This window comes from Brytella acorum (genome assembly GCF_029309905.1).
GTDB classification, from domain to species: domain Bacteria; phylum Pseudomonadota; class Alphaproteobacteria; order Acetobacterales; family Acetobacteraceae; genus Brytella; species Brytella acorum.
The window spans coordinates 1-14319 of record NZ_JARBJP010000009.1 but is presented as its reverse complement, the minus strand read 5'-3'; the positions used below and the strand labels follow the sequence as shown (position 1 = coordinate 14319).

The window sequence follows — 14319 nt, the reverse complement described above, 5'->3', positions numbered from 1 at the left end:
CTTACGCTTTGCGGCGGGGCGACGCGCCCGCCAGGGGGGAGTCAGAAGCCGGGGCCGCGTCCTGCGCGATCGACGGGCGGTGCGTGGCGCGGTGCATTGCAGTCTGAGCCGCCATGACGAAAAGAGGCTCCATGCCATCGGGAGAGACGCCGCCCGTGTCATATCCGAGCGTGCGCAATGCCTCTCGATACATTGAGGATGCGTGATCCAGCCGCATGGCATGATCCATGCCGATGATGTTCGCGACGCGGGCGCGCGCCACGTCGGCTTCGCGCTTGCGCGCGCGATCCGCCGCAAGGGCCAGGTCGATCGAATGTCGCCTCATATGGCGAGTCTCCTGAGCGATGATGAATGTTGGGGGCGGTATCCGGCGAAGCTCGGCATCCGAGCCTTCGCCTTCTGGGAAAGGACGCCGGCAATGGCGTTCACCAGGTCGTCATGCCCACCAGGCGCATGGTCGACAGAATCTTTGCCACTGCGGGCCGTGCGGCGTTCAAGGCCACAGAACTGGCGCTCGATCTGCCTGAGGTCGAGAAGTTCGACCTTGCCAGCGTTGAGGCGGGGAAGGGCCTCCAGGTAGAGGCCCGATCGGTCCTTCTCGCTGGGAGCATACGTGATGCCATGAACGCGGAACCGTTCGCGGGGCCATTCGCCGCCATACCGATCGCCCGTGACCGTGTTCAGCCCATAGGCCTTGATCGTCTCCGCCAGTTCCTTCGTGGCGGCATCGGGCGAGAAAGGCGGCTTGATCTCGCGGACACAGTCGAGAACGGCGATGTCGCCCTCGTCATGCGCGATCGCGAGCGTGAAGCTGTCACCAGAACCGCCAGACGGATCGACAAAGGCGCGATAACGATGCGTCTTGACGAAGGGCAGTTCGAACCGCCCTGGCACAGTGCATGCCTGAATAACTTCCGGTGAGATGAAAGACGCGATGTCTGAACGGAATTCCGCGCCGTATTCGGCGGCCGCGGCAGCCGGATCCTCCTCATGGGCTTCCTCGACAATGGCCGGATCGAGAGCCGGGTTCATCTCTAGGCTGGTCCCGCGCTAGACGAGCACGCGCGCGTCGTCCTGCCCCCAGTATTTGCGGAACGTCTTGTAGAGAATGCCGCGCTTGGCATATGGCGACGAGGCGAGAAGGAGCATCGAACCGGGGATAGTGCTCAGTCCCGGTCGGATCGCTTTGATGATTTCCTCATCCGGGTTCGCGCTGGTGTCGTCCGACCGCCAGAAGGCAGTCTCGTCCGCAAGCACTGCGGCAAAGGTGTAGCCACGCGTGACGCGAAAGGAAGCGGTCGCAATCTCAATGACGACACGGTTCGAAAGCATGATGGTCTCGTTCGTCTCGTCCTGCACCATGCGGGCCAGCATCGGCACACTGGCAAGCGCGCCGGAGATGTACCGGAAGATCGTGCGAGCCTGCTTCCGGTCTGACGCGATGACTGCGACAGTCGCGACTTCCCCAGGCGCGAGGTAAGGCGTGTAATCCCGGAACGCGGAGAGATAGGTCGCGATCAGACCAAGGATGCGGCTCTTGCCAGCCCGGCGCCCGCAGATCAGGGCGGCCATCACGAATGCTTCGGCGGGAGGGGCGGTGCGCCCCGTGTGCTGGCGATAGAGGGTGAGGGCCGTCTCACTCATCGGCAGCGCGAAGAGGGCGTCGAGAAATGCTTCCCACGCGCCCCATGTGTCGCCCGTAAAGTGTGGGCCGAACAAATTGGGATCGCGCATCGCTTGGACGATGTTCATGCGGCGCGCTCCGAAATGTAGGCGGAGAGCGTTTCGGGCGAGGCGGCAGCGCTCTCGAGGCCCAGCGCCCGCATGATCCGTGCATGGGTATTCGACCAGGCGAGATATTGGCGCGCATCGCGCTCGGCGGGAGCGCCCCCTTGCAGCATGTGCCCGTCCATCAGGGTCATATGCAGCGTGATCCACGCGGCCCGTTCGATGAGGGCAAGCTGCGTCGGAGAGGGCTTTCCGCCCACATGGGCAATCAGATCCGCACGGACTTTTTTCAGCACCCGCGCATATCGGGTGCGTCCGTCCATTTTCAGGAGGGCTTCAGGGCGTGAATAGGGGCCAATCTTGCGCATACATAGAGTGTATCGTGCCTATATTTAAGTATTCAATGAAAAAAATCGTTGCATATCAAGGCATTATAATCGTCCTAATGCCTCCTGTTCTCTCTGTTTATTTCTCATTGCCTCGAAATTATTTTGCGCATGCCGCTTATTCGACCTTCCCGAGGCAGCGATAGACGCTCGTGCGGCCCATCCCGAGCCTGCGGGCGATCTCGGTCGGCTTGATGCCCTGAGCGGCCAGAGCACGAACCTCGTCTTCCTGACTACGGGCCGAGGGCTTCCGCCCCTTGTATTTGCCCTCGACCTTGGCCTTGGCGATCCCTTCGGCCTGCCGTTCCTTCATGATGTCGCGCTCAAATTCAGCGACGGCGGCCAGCATCGTGAGCATCAGCTTGCTGGTCGGGTTGGTGGTGTCGAGCGTCGTGCCGTTCATGCTGAGCACGATCAGCCCGCATCCCTTGGCCTTCAGGGCCTCAACATGGCGCAGGAGGTCGGCTGTCGAGCGGGCCAGGCGGTCGGGCTTTGTCACGACAAGGACATCACCGGGGCGCATATGGTCGAGGGCCGTCGTCAATTCGGGGCGATCCGTCTTCGCTCCGCTGATCTGCTCCGCATAGACCCGACCACAGCCAGCGGCAACAAGATCACGCCGCTGACTTTCCAGGCCAGCCATTTGTTCCGTGGTCGAGGTGCGAGCGTAGCCGATTTTCATGGCGAAGTGTTCCTTTAGGGCCTAGACCCTGACTCTATACCGCCCCAAAATGCCGAAAAGCAACCCTATTGGAACGGAAAAGTGTTCCAGGCGAAATGTTCCGATAGAGCAAGCCCTATTGGGACATAAGGAATGAGGAAATGAGAACAAACGAGCACTGTGAATGAATGCGCTGGGCGCAGGATCAGGCAGGCCATCAACTGGCAAGCAGTTTCTCATCTTGACTGCCGTTTTTTCCATGGAATGGCGGAAATCTGCGATTTACGTAGAATCGATGGCCGTAACACGGCTGTCATCTTACCCACAGAATCAGGGGACAGGTATCGGGATAGCTTTGTGGATAAACTCCGCCGGGCTTGGTGATCCCTGCGCTCGGCATGACTTTCCTGCTTTGTTCCAGAACGAATCCGCACGTTGACCATGCGCGTAATGTGGCGAAAAAAAGTTGCGGCGTGGTGCAGTCGGAACGCTGGAAGCATCCCGGCGTCGGGCACGTCAATTTTCGTGCGCGGGTTTTCACCGGAAATTGGGGTGTATCGATCTGGGAGGCAGTATGGGTCTTTCTGCACGAGAAATGCACTGAAACCCGCACGGGTACGCCTCGGCTACCGGGAAGTCGGTATCCCCAAAAACTGACGCACCTGACGCACCTGACGCACTTCCCTATAGAGCGGTATAGCGATGACTTTCGACAGACTCCCACTATAAGAAAGTGCGTCAGGTGCGTCAGTGCGTCAGGTGCGAACACGGTAGTTCCAATAACGTTCACCTTTGTTTCCCCGGACACCTCGGACCCATCCAAGCCGCTCAAGAACGGCACTGATACGTCGCTGATCCGATGTCCCGAGTTTCGGCGTGTCGATAAGCAGAGCCTGCCGTGCGACCTCAAGGATCGTGATTTTCGATTTTCCATTCAGGAATTGCGCGACAGCTTCTTCCCAAGCATCCGCTTCGTAACGCGCCTCCTGCTCGGGAGCGATATGGTCAGCCTCAAACTGCGAGTCCGGCCACCATTTCTCGCCATCTGCGAAACCGCACGCCGCCTCCGCAAAAAGCTGGTCTCGATCGCGGGCAAGGGCATCGGTGTCGATCTTACCTACCTTGACCGGCCAGAAGCGGCGACCGCCTGTCTCGTCGCGGAGATAGGCTTCCTTGTTGGTGGTGCCGATGAAGACGCACTGGCGCGGCTGGATCACCTCTTTGCGCCCGAAGCTGGGGCGGTAGCGTTCAACAGATCGCGTTATGAAGGCCTTGAGGGCAGCAGCCTCGGATTTGTCGAGGGCCGACATTTCCGCGACCTCAATCAGCCATTTGCCGTTGATATGCTGGGGCACGTCTTTTCCAGCTGATCGGATGTCCGGCAGATTATCGGAGAACCATTTGCCTCCCAGGATTGCGCAGGCCGTTGATTTTCTGAGCCCCTGCTTTCCTTCGAGGACCATCATGTAATCTGCCTTGCAGCCCGGAATCATGACGCGGGCCACCATGGCGATAAGAAACATCGCTCCGATGCCGCGCGTGTAAGGCGTGTCCTCGGCCCCAAGATAGACACTCAGCCAGTTGTCGAGACGCTCCGTTCCGTCCCACTCGATATGCCCCAGCCATTGCCGCACCGGGTGAAAGCTGCGCTCGACGGCGCGTTGGTCAACAGCCTGATGCGCGACATCCTTCGACAGTTTTGCGAGGCCGTTTCGCTGTAGCCACTCCTGAACTGCCGACACGTCAACGTCCCGAACCGGACGCCCACGGGAATCGTCCTCTGTATAGTCGACGATCGTCCTGGGAACAGGTGCGCATAGAATTGGGGCGTTCAGCATCTCGTCATATGCGAATAGGCGACGTAGTTCGGGGGCCTCACGCAGCGCGATCATGGCATTGGCGAGATTTCCGCGCGGTTCGGAATTGGTGTCCGTGTCGAGCGAGTTGAGCCACTGATTGGCTCGATGCGCTTTCTTTGCGATCCCGGTTGCGTCATGCACAATCTTGTCAATGTCGTGAGAAGCGATCACCCGTTCATGCTCCTTGCCCGGAGCGCGGACGCGATGGTGCGTTCGATCTCGTGTTGTGTGAGCCCAGCCTGGAGCGCTGCGGCGGCCATGGCTTCGGCGATCTGGCTGGCTGTCAGGTGCCCGGGCGGGATGAAGCGTCCGAGCGCGTACGTCTCGGCGTTGAGCGTGTCGTTCCGTGCGCCCTCGGGCGCCGTGGCCACGTTCCGGATCGCGCCGCGTAGCGCGCCCTGGACGTACCGATCGGCATTGCGCAGTCCATCCTCGATCTTCGCGAGGTCCGCTTTTGGGGGCGGCGGGGGCATAATCGTCTCGACCAGCCATGCGGGCATCGGCTGGGGCGGCACGTTGGCGATCAGTTCCAGCCCGGCCGCTGGCCACCAGATGACGTAACCGCCTTCTCCACGCACATCGAGGCCGAGCACGCCTCCGATGCGGGCACGATTACGGATGCCTTCACGATGCCGGAACACGACATGGATCCCGCCTGATTTCGTCCGGTGCATCCGATGTCCATGCAACTGCACGCAATGCGCGTCATACCATTCGTGGGCGGGGTCATGCTGAAGGTCGAGGTCGAGCACACAGATCCCCGATGCGTCGCCGGTCGCGACGCCGATCAGCGGACCATAATGACGGTGCCATAGGTCCAGCGTATCGCGCTCGGTCTTGGCCGCATCCTTGAAGCCGTTGGGGCAAGCTGGCGCCTTCGTCGGCAGGCACGGGAAGACTCCTAGACCACGCTTCGTCAGTGTTGCCGCCTTGAGTGCAGTCTCGGAGGGATAGTGCAGGGCTGCGCTCATCGTGCATTCTCCTGCCTAGAATTGGCCGCAGCCAGGAGAAACCACCGATCATGGGCGGATGTGGCTAAACTCATGGCTTCTTCACGCGCACATTCGGCGGTAGCGCCCTCTTGCACCCGTGCGTGGATATGCATGCCCAGAAGATGATGAAGCACCGCGTGCCATTTGGTGTGGTCAACTCTTTCGCGGAAGAATTTATCCACGAGTTGCCAGCCATTACCCCATTCGGGATTGGACGGAAGCTCAGTCGAGAGCGGGAAGGTCGCCTCGGTTTCGATCGTGGGCGGCGCAGGCAGCGTCCAGTCTCGTACGGGTCGGTCATGCAGCGCGCTGAGACGGGCGCTGATCCGGCGTGCCTCGGCAATAGTGCACTTGGGCGCGATGTCGCGCATGTGCCCGGTCATGTAAGCTACATCGACCCTGAAATAGCAGGGCACATTATCCTGCGACCAAACTGCACTGACATAAATCCGCTCGATATTTTCCCATTGAACACGCGCGGCGTTTTTGGAGTAGAGAGCGGTGTCGTCGACAAAACTCATCGCGCGGCCCTCCGTGTCTCAATGGCAGCGCTGGCGGCGGCGATCGACGGATAAAGGACCGGCAGACGGCAACCCGGCATTATGAGGGCTGCGCGTGGCTCTCCATCAGGAGAACGAGCATCCGACAGCAGGATAAGACGCGGTACAGGTGTTCTCATGCGGACGCAGCTTGAGCGCCCGCGCTTCTTCAAGCTCGGCAAGGAATATTCTCCGATATTCCGACCGCATTTGTCTGGACAGGCGGGCCGCTAGGGCTCTATGAAACGGGTGTCGATGCCATTTCGAGTAGAGCTTTTGCGGTCGCCGGTCTGCTTATGCGGATCGGCGATTTGCGTTTCAGGCGGCTTTTGTTTCGCGGTTCCGTTCGAAATAAGCGTGCATCGACGCTACCAGGATGCGACGACTTTTGCCGATCTTGGCGCTGGTGATCTCACCCCGTTCGATAAGGCGGTAAATCGTAGCGGGGCTGAGGCCGAACATCTTGCGGATCGTTTCCGGCGCAGCATACAGCGGCTCATTTTGACTAGTCATAAGGATTGGTCCTTTCCTCTCAGGAGCGTGCCTGAGAAAAGGAGACCACAAGCGGATTCGGAAACCTAGCGAATAAGTTCTCTTAACCTTCTCTGGGGGGAAGTATGCTCTAACTTTCCCCTCTCTATTTATGAATGGTTCGAGCCGAATTGTTCTAAAGCGTCGCGTATCAAATCCCGAGCCTGTTCTGATTCGATATTGTATATTTCCTGAACACGTTTGCGCACGCCGGCTTCCGTGCAGCCGCTCGAACGTAATCCGTGATAAATCGTGTGTATCATGCTCAAGCGTGCTAGGCGCTTCATGTCTGCAAACGGTCCAGATCCTGCCCCTTGCCCGGAGGCAAGAGAGAGCGCCGCTAGCACAGAGTTGCGAGCAGCGGTCGTCCCAACTTTGCGGTCTGCTTCGGGGATTTGTGCCCGCCGCACGTGCCAATCGGCGGTCAATTCTTCCTGGGGCATTTCTCCCCAACTGAGCGCCTGCATATTGAACGATGCTCTCAGCAAATAATTGGCGACGTCGGCAGGTATTGTCGCGTCTTTTGTAATGGCAAGTTGACCATCCTGTTCGACTGCCTGCTTCTCGAGAGAGCGAAACAGGGCTCCCCAAAGCAATAGCGGGTTGTCTTTCTCGTCGTTGTTTTCTGTCACCCTGCGCCTCCGCCGCTTGCCCGCATATCATGAGGCGGGGCGACCGGAGCGGAGATCCGGAATTCGGGGGCCAGCCTAGCCCCGCCACATATGAGGATGCCGTGATCACGCCAGTATTGACAAGAATCATCGTGTTGCTTCTTTCAGCCGCCAGGACAAATTGCAGAGGCAGCGGGTTAGCTTCAAAGAAAGGCGCGTGACCAGCACGACGACGGCCAAGGCGAGTTCCAACGCAAGACGTCTCATTGGAGCGATCTCCGGAGTTGGCAGTAGCGTTTGTCAGGCACGCGACTGACAGGACGGTCAAGAACCTCCTGCCAATATCGGGAGCATGTGACGTGCGGGATGCTCAGCTTCGCGCCGATCTCCTTCCACGAGTGCCCGCGCTCCCTGAGGCGGACCAGTTCGGTGACGCGGGTGGAAGGCCAGATTTTGCGAGGACGTCCCATCACTCATGCCCTCCAGTCGCCAGGGCGTCGTGACAGAGGCTTACGATTAGATCGGGGCGGAAAGGATAGTCGAGCACAAGCCGCGCCTTCGCCCTCATCTCGGGGTGGCTCTTTGCCTCCATTCCGGCAACGCGCCGTATCGCTCTGTCCATTTCCAGGAAGTCGGCGGCCAGCGTCGCACGCTTGCGCAAGCGTGCAATCTCCCGCGCTTCGGTTGAGATGCTCATGCGGGATATCATGCCTTTGACCCCTCCGCCGCATCGAGGCGATCATCCCACCACGACATCAGATGGTCGGTGAGGGAGTCCAGGGCCTCCAGTGCAGGATTGATCCACTCGGGATCGACTTCGACCCCAGGCTCACGAGCCATGCGCTCGCGTAAGCACATCTGAAGGATACCGACGCCATAAAACGTGCGCTGGATTTTCCTGCCCTGCATGATGAGGAGGGTAAGGCGTTCTTTGTCGCTCATCGCACCGCCTCCACAGCGTAGGCGTGGCCGCTCGTGACTGGGTCCGGCGCGAGGAGAAAAACGATGGTGAGCGCGAAGAGGGTAGCGAAGAGCAATGATGCCCCGATGGGGGCGAAAGGGATTGTACAGAGGCGCGTGTGTACGCTATGGGCGTGCTTAGCCATTGCCGAATTCATCCTTCGGATAGTGGTTAGATCGGCTAGTGAGCTGGTACCTCCTAGCCGATCGCATCATTCCTTGCGGAACGGCACCTTTGATGCCACAATCAACATATGAACGCAAGCGAAAAAGGCACTTATAGTGCCATAGTAACACCTGGGCAGGTACGAGCCGCGAGGGCTTTTTTAGGTTGGTCGCAGGACGAGCTGTCCGAACGTAGTAAAGTACCTAAAAGGACTCTTATTCGCTTCGAGATGGGAGAAGGAATACCGCGCCTTTCAACTATAGCGGCTCTTCGGGACACTCTTGAAAGGGCTGGGCAAGTTTTCTCTGATGGAGACGGTGTAAAAGATACTACCAAATGGTTCGTATTGCCTCACGGGGAATCACCAAAAGTCTTGGATCTTGAGAGCAGGATTACTATTACCCGCAAAGAGCATGAGCATTTTCAGCTTGGGGTGGAAGAGTGTGGTCGTTGGCATGGCATGTTTGGCCCACCTGAGGGAGGGTATCACAAGCACAGTTACGCTAAAGATGGAGATAGTGGATTAATAGTAGATATAAGAACCAGAACAGACAAAGATTATGGTCATGTTAGCCAAGTAAAATTCGTTCCTGATGAAAGATAAATATATCTTTTGATGAAAAATATGGAACACACTGATTTCAAGATCGGAGAGTCCTTCTGGATCTGCTCCAAGGAATGGCGCTGCACGGACATTGGCCAACGCACTGTGGTCGCTATCAAAATTGAGGCAGGCCGCGACCCATCTTGGTATAATGGGCCGCCCTTCAACTGGGAGTACGTGATTTGGCTGAGGCAGCCCAAGTATCCCCCACAACAATCACCCGCCTTGAACGGGGAGAGGATCTTTACCCCCGCACCATCGAAGCCATCCGCGCCGCCCTGGAATCCGCAGGTGTCGAGTTCGTGCCGGAGAACGGCGGCGGTACCCTTATGGCGTATTCGTCCCGTGATATTTTCTTTGACCTACATGAAAACACTACACCTTAGGGAGTTAAGTAAATTTTATCCTTCTTAGAGTTCTAAGTATGGTTTAGTATGGTTTAGTATGGTTTAGTATGGTTTAGTATGGTTTAGTATGGTTTAGTATGGTTTAGTATGGTTTAGTATGGTTTATGTTTCTTTTGCGGGGTTAGTATCATGGATCCAGTAAAAAATCCCTACGCTCCCGGTGCCGGGACGCCACCGCCGATTCTCGCTGGCCGTGATGAAATATTAACTAAAGCTCGACTTGCGCTAGAGCGAGTAAAGATAGGGCGATCTGAAAAAAGTTTTATCGCAGTCGGCCTGAGAGGGGTCGGCAAGACAGTAATTATGAATCATGTACAAACACTGGCTGATGACAATGGATATCATACGGCCTATATAGAAGCATACGATCAAATATCCTTGGCGTCAGAAATAACAAAAAAACTACGTCCAATTCTTTTAAAGTTGTCACGAAAAGAAAAGTTTGAAGATTTAGCCAAGAAGGCGCTTCGTGGTCTTAGAAGTTTCGCATCTGCTCTAAACGTATCTTTTTCTGGGGTTGATTTCAGTATAAAATCTGAGGAGGGGCTTGCGGATAGTGGAGATATTATAGCAGACCTTCCGGATCTATTTGTGATAGTTGGTGAGGCCGCTAAAGAACAAAAAACTGCGATTGCTATAATAATAGATGAAATTCAATATTTAAGCGAAACAGATATGGAGGCGCTTATTATGGCTATCCATAGATGTAATCAAAGGTCTCTGCCCGTGCTCTTGTTCGGTGCGGGATTGCCTCAGCTAAGAGGAAAGATGGGCAATGCAAAATCGTATGTTGAACGTTTATTCGACTTTCCGACAGTAGATGCGCTCAATCAAGACGAGGCAGCTAGAGCTGTATTGGAGCCTGCGCTCAATGAAGGTGTGGAGTTTCAGAAAGAAGCGCTTAATGAAATTCTTCGCGTAACGCTTTGTTATCCCTACTTTATACAAGAGTGGGGGCATGCTGCTTGGAATGCTGCGGAGACGACATCTATAACACTTGAAGACGTTAAAAAGGCTACTCCCGCGGCGCTCGACCGATTGGATAAAGGATTTTTTCGCGTAAGGCTGGATCGAATGACCCCAACGGAGAAGAAATATATAAGAGCTTTAGCGGAACTGGGGCCCGGACCGCACCGATCTGGTGAAGTTGCTTTCATTTATGGGGCTGAAGTGCAAAGTGTGGCGCCCATTAGATCATCTCTTATCGGGAAAGGTATGGTGTATAGTCCTGCTCATGGAGATACAGCATTTACCGTTCCCTTATTCGATGATTTCATGAAGAGAGAGATGCCGGATTGGAAGGCGGATGAAAAACAGTGATTACCTTGGTCTCCCAAGCCTCCATCATCTCCCGGCGCTTGGCGAACAAATCTCCGCGCCGGTAAGCGGCTTCGACCTTGTTGCCGACCGCGTGAGCAAGCGCCATCTCGGCGACCTCGTTCGGGAAGTCCGTTTCCTCCGCAGCCCAGTCGCGGAACGTGGAGCGCAGGCCATGCACGGTCACGGCTTTCGTTCCGGCCGCCAGGTGCAGCGCCTTCGACAGAGCCACGTCAGAGAGCGGCTTTCCGGCTCGGTGTCCTGGAAAGATGAAATCGCCTTTTGCCGAGTCACGCAGGGGGCGCACAGCCTCGAGAATGGCCAGGGCGCCGTCCGTCAATGGAACGCGGTGTTCGCGACCTGCCTTCATGCGCGCAGCCGGGATAGTCCAGACCCGGTTCGCAAAGTCGATCTCCGACCAGACGGCGGCCCGCACCTCACCCGATCGCGCGACCGTCAGACAAAGGAAACGGACGGCCTTCGCGGACAAGCCATCGGATCTTGCCAGCGCAGCCATGACCTTGGCGATATCCTTGCGCTCCACAGCCGCGTGGTGTTCGACCTTCGTGACCTTCGACGGTGCGGGAAGGATATTGTCGAGGTGTCCGCGCCACCGGGCCGGGTTTTCTCCTTCTCGCCATCCTTGGGTGCGGGCGTAGTCGAGGACACGCTCGATGCGGCCACGCACGCGTCCGGCTGTCTCGGTCGTCGTTGCCCAGATCGGGCGCAGGACGGCTAACACGTCATCAGTCTCAATCGCGACGACGTTTTTCTTGCCCATGTGCGGGTAGGCGTGGTGTTCCAGCGAACTACGCCAGACTCCGGGCGAACGGGGATCACGCCAGGCGGGAGCGCGCTCGATGATGTAGCGCTCCGCGACTTGGGCGAAGGTTAGCCCTGTTTCCTTGCGCCTTGCGGCCTTCTCCTCGCGTTTGCGGTCCAGTGGGTCGATCCCGTCGAGGACCATCAGGCGCGCTTCTGTCGCTCTTCTGCGGGCGTCGGCGAGACTGACATCGCGAGCGGAGCCAATGCCCATTTCGCGCGCCTTGCCGGTGACGGGGCTTTTATATCGGACGGACCAAGATCGAGTGTTGTTCCTCACCGTCAGCCAGAGATTGCCACCATCACCGAACACGCCGTCCTTGAGGGAGGCGACGGTGCGGGCTGTCAGGCGGTGAGACGTGATTCGCGGCATGGTTCGGATATACCACGAAATCCCCAAACCCACGATGGAACAGAAGGTGAAATCCCACGTTTTGACCCATGTTAAAAACGGCGATTATGGGACGCGTTTGGAGAGGTCGAGAGAAAGAGGGAAAAATTTATAGCGTTGATTCAGAGGCTTAAAAATACAATCTGATATGGTGAGATAGGTAAGTTAGGTGGAAACCCTCTCCACCATTGACCTCATATATGTTTATGGTTTCTGAAAACTCCTCGGTTTCGAGCCGCTTTCTGCGCTTCCTTTTCTTCTGTAGTGATGAGGACGAGGGATCAGGAAGCAGTCCGGCGTTTTTGATGTTGAAGAAGAGTGTCTGACGCAGACAGAGGCGGTTGAAAGACTGTTCCAGGGCTTCGATGTCACATTGAGGCGTGCTGGCAATCTGCTGATGTCGAGCCCGATCCTGAACATTACGCTGGCGGCGGCTCCCAACCAACGCAATACCAATGATGAAAAATAGGGTTTCGGAGCCGACCTTTCGCTACTCTCGCGTTCCCGACGCAGCCAGAGGATCGCTGTTGAAACCCCTATACCGAACCGGGCTGCAATCGAGCGAGCTGATGTCCCCGCAGTGCCCGCCTCCAGAACCCGCTCCCGAAGATCATCACTCAATGCTCGTGCCATCACCGTCTCCATCAAGGAAAACGGTGAATCACATCACGCCGTCACTGTCACCAAGCGATTCTGATTTCAGTAAAACCACTCTAGACCAAGGAAACGCATGAAATACAGGCGGTCGTCGCTCGGAGATTCCATCGGCTCTTCGGAAAGATTATTTAATGTCGGCATTATCAGAGCCTTGAATATACGCACCGGGCCAAGCGGAGGCATCCGCCTTTGCTCCCATCCGCATAGGCCAGAGGCGGTCCAGATCAAGACGGAATACTTTCAAGTCCATGGACAGGAAAACGCTTCGAGTTAATCGTTCAGTCTGCTCAGATGAGTCAGGCGCTTTTCAAGCGGGCTGCTTCTTGATTCATCCACCTCATCGTCGCGGAAGAAATGGAATTACAGGAAGCGGTTCAAAACCAAGGAATTTTTAAAAGCCTCCAGCAGGCATAAAAACTCGCTTCAGCCAGGGTACAACCATTAGGTATCCAACGTTGATGGTGGGTATATAATGCGCTCTCGGTTCTCCACGATAGCGTCAGGAGTCATCTTTGCCCGAGTGGAATTCGTAAGCGAAAGGATGTGAAAGACCGTCTGGTTGTTTTCCAGAAGATAATCCGTGATGATCCGTCTATGACATCGCCACCAGAGGACTTCGGCACACATGATGGCAACGGTGTCCTGTCTGCCCAGTTCAATGAGTTTTTCCAATCCCTGATGAAATGCCTCCCCCAAGGCATAATCGGCATAGTTGTGAAAACTCTGCACGCGCCAGAAAGCATTGGTTTCTGTGCAAACCGTTTTTGAGCGGGGACGTCGTCCGCCAAGTTCTGGAATATGACAATATCCAATCCCATGTGGGATGAGTTCCGCGACAAGACGTGAACCATCAAACTCCCGATTACGTCTGGAGTACGGAAAGGCGCGGACATCCACAACCATCGTAATATTGTAATGGCGCAAGATCGCGATAAAATCAGATAATGAATGTGTTGAATGACCAACTGTGTAAAAAGCTTTAAAAGCCTTATCGGTCTTTTGCATAACGGGAGAAGAAACAGTCATGCAGTTCGAGACTTTCGAAATCGGCGATATTGTGTCCTGGAATTCCGAGGCCGGTTATGTCACGGGTCGGATTCAAGCCATACACACCACGCCTTTTATGGTGAATGGATATCAGCACCATGCAACGTCCGCAAATCCACAATACGAAATTGAAAGTCTCAAAACCGGACATGTGGCCTTTCACAAAGGCGCGGCCTTGACACGGGTCGAGCAATAACAATTACTTTTGCAATCGGTGTAGTGCCTCATATCAGACTGATAATGTGAAAATAGTCATGACTGATTTCTCTTGGTTCGGAAAAGACTTTTATAGGTTGTAGGCAAGACTCCCTTCAGTCGATCATTCCGGCATCTGATTTTCTGATCAAGGGCACTCAGGCGGTGCAGGCCATGAGCCAGAGGATGTATCAGCCTCTTCGAAGGGACCATAGTTCTCACACTGCCATCGTAAAAATAAAATCGATCGATTTGTTGTGACTGCACACACTAGGGTTTCCGCATAATCAATTACTGACCGGTTTTATGAATCCTGTGCACAAGATCCTGATTCGATGGCAGGTTATGTGTAACATGACATGCCCCCCTTTTTGTTACCACTCAAAAAGAGAGTTTCCGGTTTTTATGGTTTGGGGTTGATGGGATGACAAGCGTCTCGGGGGCAT

The 14319-nt window shown here is 55.9% G+C and carries 18 protein-coding genes and 2 pseudogenes; 4 read left to right on the top strand and 16 right to left on the bottom strand.

Annotated features, from left to right (window positions below; translation table 11 throughout):
* Position 1: 1 nt before the first annotated feature.
* From PWM43_RS12625 to PWM43_RS12570, 12 genes are all read right to left on the bottom strand, one after another.
* Entirely contained in the window at positions 2–325 is a 324-nt protein-coding gene (locus tag PWM43_RS12625) for a hypothetical protein (protein ID WP_289842879.1), read from the bottom strand.
* Positions 322–1032: a hypothetical protein gene (locus PWM43_RS12620; RefSeq protein ID WP_289842878.1), complete on the bottom strand. Its 711-nt coding sequence runs from the start codon at positions 1030–1032 to the stop codon at positions 322–324. Before PWM43_RS12620 ends, PWM43_RS12625 begins: the two co-directional genes overlap by 4 nt.
* An 18-nt stretch (positions 1033–1050) precedes the next feature.
* Positions 1051–1752, bottom strand: coding sequence for a hypothetical protein (locus PWM43_RS12615; protein WP_289842877.1), 702 nt, complete (start codon positions 1750–1752; stop codon positions 1051–1053).
* Positions 1749–2096, bottom strand: a complete 348-nt coding sequence (locus PWM43_RS12610) for a hypothetical protein (protein ID WP_289842876.1) — start codon at positions 2094–2096, stop codon at positions 1749–1751. Before PWM43_RS12610 ends, PWM43_RS12615 begins: the two co-directional genes overlap by 4 nt.
* Before the next feature lie 136 nt (positions 2097–2232).
* Positions 2233–2796, bottom strand: a complete 564-nt coding sequence (locus tag PWM43_RS12605) for a recombinase family protein (protein WP_289842875.1) — start codon at positions 2794–2796, stop codon at positions 2233–2235.
* A 734-nt stretch (positions 2797–3530) separates the two neighbouring features.
* Positions 3531–4805, bottom strand: coding sequence for a virulence-associated E family protein (locus PWM43_RS12600; RefSeq protein ID WP_289842874.1), 1275 nt, complete (start codon positions 4803–4805; stop codon positions 3531–3533).
* Positions 4802–5605, bottom strand: a complete 804-nt coding sequence (locus PWM43_RS12595) for a bifunctional DNA primase/polymerase (protein WP_289842873.1) — start codon at positions 5603–5605, stop codon at positions 4802–4804. Before PWM43_RS12595 ends, PWM43_RS12600 begins: the two co-directional genes overlap by 4 nt.
* The gene (locus tag PWM43_RS12590; RefSeq protein ID WP_289842872.1) at positions 5602–6147 is read right to left on the bottom strand and encodes a hypothetical protein; all 546 of its coding nucleotides are present in this window, start codon (positions 6145–6147) and stop codon (positions 5602–5604) included. Before PWM43_RS12590 ends, PWM43_RS12595 begins: the two co-directional genes overlap by 4 nt.
* A gap of 336 nt (positions 6148–6483) precedes the next feature.
* Positions 6484–6678, bottom strand: coding sequence for a helix-turn-helix domain-containing protein (locus PWM43_RS12585; RefSeq protein WP_289842871.1), 195 nt, complete (start codon positions 6676–6678; stop codon positions 6484–6486).
* 128 nt (positions 6679–6806) lie between these two features.
* On the bottom strand, positions 6807–7328 hold the full coding sequence (locus PWM43_RS12580; protein WP_289842870.1) for a hypothetical protein: 522 nt from the start codon (positions 7326–7328) through the stop codon (positions 6807–6809).
* A gap of 448 nt (positions 7329–7776) precedes the next feature.
* Entirely contained in the window at positions 7777–8004 is a 228-nt protein-coding gene (locus PWM43_RS12575) for a hypothetical protein (protein WP_289842869.1), read from the bottom strand.
* Between the two features lie 8 nt (positions 8005–8012).
* On the bottom strand, positions 8013–8249 hold the full coding sequence (locus tag PWM43_RS12570; protein ID WP_289842868.1) for a hypothetical protein: 237 nt from the start codon (positions 8247–8249) through the stop codon (positions 8013–8015).
* 272 nt (positions 8250–8521) lie between these two features.
* Here PWM43_RS12570 and PWM43_RS12565 point away from each other — a divergent pair, with 272 nt between their 5' ends.
* The 3 genes from PWM43_RS12565 to PWM43_RS12555 all read left to right on the top strand — a co-directional run bounded on the left by PWM43_RS12565 (position 8522) and on the right by PWM43_RS12555 (position 10764).
* Positions 8522–9037, top strand: coding sequence for a helix-turn-helix domain-containing protein (locus PWM43_RS12565; RefSeq protein ID WP_289842867.1), 516 nt, complete (start codon positions 8522–8524; stop codon positions 9035–9037).
* A gap of 167 nt (positions 9038–9204) precedes the next feature.
* Positions 9205–9423 carry a transcriptional regulator gene (locus PWM43_RS12560; protein WP_317134990.1) on the top strand — a complete coding sequence of 73 codons (219 nt, stop codon included), beginning with the start codon at positions 9205–9207 and terminating at the stop codon, positions 9421–9423.
* 150 nt (positions 9424–9573) lie between these two features.
* Positions 9574–10764 carry an ATP-binding protein gene (locus tag PWM43_RS12555; RefSeq protein ID WP_289842865.1) on the top strand — a complete coding sequence of 397 codons (1191 nt, stop codon included), beginning with the start codon at positions 9574–9576 and terminating at the stop codon, positions 10762–10764.
* Here PWM43_RS12555 and PWM43_RS12550 read toward each other — a convergent pair.
* The 4 genes and pseudogenes from PWM43_RS12550 to PWM43_RS12530 all read right to left on the bottom strand — a co-directional run bounded on the left by PWM43_RS12550 (position 10718) and on the right by PWM43_RS12530 (position 13657).
* Positions 10718–11956, bottom strand: coding sequence for a tyrosine-type recombinase/integrase (locus PWM43_RS12550; protein WP_289842864.1), 1239 nt, complete (start codon positions 11954–11956; stop codon positions 10718–10720). The genes PWM43_RS12555 and PWM43_RS12550 overlap by 47 nt on opposite strands.
* A gap of 510 nt (positions 11957–12466) precedes the next feature.
* Positions 12467–12607, bottom strand: a pseudogene (locus tag PWM43_RS12540) (IS630 family transposase); the annotation flags it as partial.
* An 81-nt stretch (positions 12608–12688) separates the two neighbouring features.
* Positions 12689–12967, bottom strand: a pseudogene (locus PWM43_RS12535) (transposase); the annotation flags it as partial.
* Positions 12968–13072: 105 nt separating this feature from the next.
* Positions 13073–13657 (bottom strand): DUF488 domain-containing protein, encoded by a 585-nt coding sequence (locus PWM43_RS12530; RefSeq protein WP_289842863.1) that lies wholly within the window; start codon positions 13655–13657, stop codon positions 13073–13075.
* Here PWM43_RS12530 and PWM43_RS12525 point away from each other — a divergent pair.
* Positions 13656–13874 (top strand): hypervirulence associated TUDOR domain-containing protein, encoded by a 219-nt coding sequence (locus tag PWM43_RS12525; RefSeq protein WP_289842862.1) that lies wholly within the window; start codon positions 13656–13658, stop codon positions 13872–13874. The two genes, PWM43_RS12530 and PWM43_RS12525, sit on opposite strands and share 2 nt — an antisense overlap.
* Positions 13875–14319: the final 445 nt, after the last annotated feature.

Coding starts and splice junctions, on each gene's coding strand:
- PWM43_RS12555 (WP_289842865.1), top strand. CDS start 9,574: ATGGATCCAGTAAAAAATCCCTACGCTCCCGGTGCCGGGACGCCACCG.
- PWM43_RS12590 (WP_289842872.1), bottom strand. CDS start 6,147: ATGAGTTTTGTCGACGACACCGCTCTCTACTCCAAAAACGCCGCGCGT.
- PWM43_RS12605 (WP_289842875.1), bottom strand. CDS start 2,796: ATGAAAATCGGCTACGCTCGCACCTCGACCACGGAACAAATGGCTGGC.
- PWM43_RS12615 (WP_289842877.1), bottom strand. CDS start 1,752: ATGAACATCGTCCAAGCGATGCGCGATCCCAATTTGTTCGGCCCACAC.
- PWM43_RS12575 (WP_289842869.1), bottom strand. CDS start 8,004: ATGAGCATCTCAACCGAAGCGCGGGAGATTGCACGCTTGCGCAAGCGT.
- PWM43_RS12585 (WP_289842871.1), bottom strand. CDS start 6,678: ATGACTAGTCAAAATGAGCCGCTGTATGCTGCGCCGGAAACGATCCGC.
- PWM43_RS12565 (WP_289842867.1), top strand. CDS start 8,522: ATGAACGCAAGCGAAAAAGGCACTTATAGTGCCATAGTAACACCTGGG.
- PWM43_RS12625 (WP_289842879.1), bottom strand. CDS start 325: ATGAGGCGACATTCGATCGACCTGGCCCTTGCGGCGGATCGCGCGCGC.
- PWM43_RS12595 (WP_289842873.1), bottom strand. CDS start 5,605: ATGAGCGCAGCCCTGCACTATCCCTCCGAGACTGCACTCAAGGCGGCA.
- PWM43_RS12550 (WP_289842864.1), bottom strand. CDS start 11,956: ATGCCGCGAATCACGTCTCACCGCCTGACAGCCCGCACCGTCGCCTCC.
- PWM43_RS12525 (WP_289842862.1), top strand. CDS start 13,656: ATGCAGTTCGAGACTTTCGAAATCGGCGATATTGTGTCCTGGAATTCC.
- PWM43_RS12530 (WP_289842863.1), bottom strand. CDS start 13,657: ATGACTGTTTCTTCTCCCGTTATGCAAAAGACCGATAAGGCTTTTAAA.
- PWM43_RS12570 (WP_289842868.1), bottom strand. CDS start 8,249: ATGAGCGACAAAGAACGCCTTACCCTCCTCATCATGCAGGGCAGGAAA.
- PWM43_RS12610 (WP_289842876.1), bottom strand. CDS start 2,096: ATGCGCAAGATTGGCCCCTATTCACGCCCTGAAGCCCTCCTGAAAATG.
- PWM43_RS12620 (WP_289842878.1), bottom strand. CDS start 1,032: ATGAACCCGGCTCTCGATCCGGCCATTGTCGAGGAAGCCCATGAGGAG.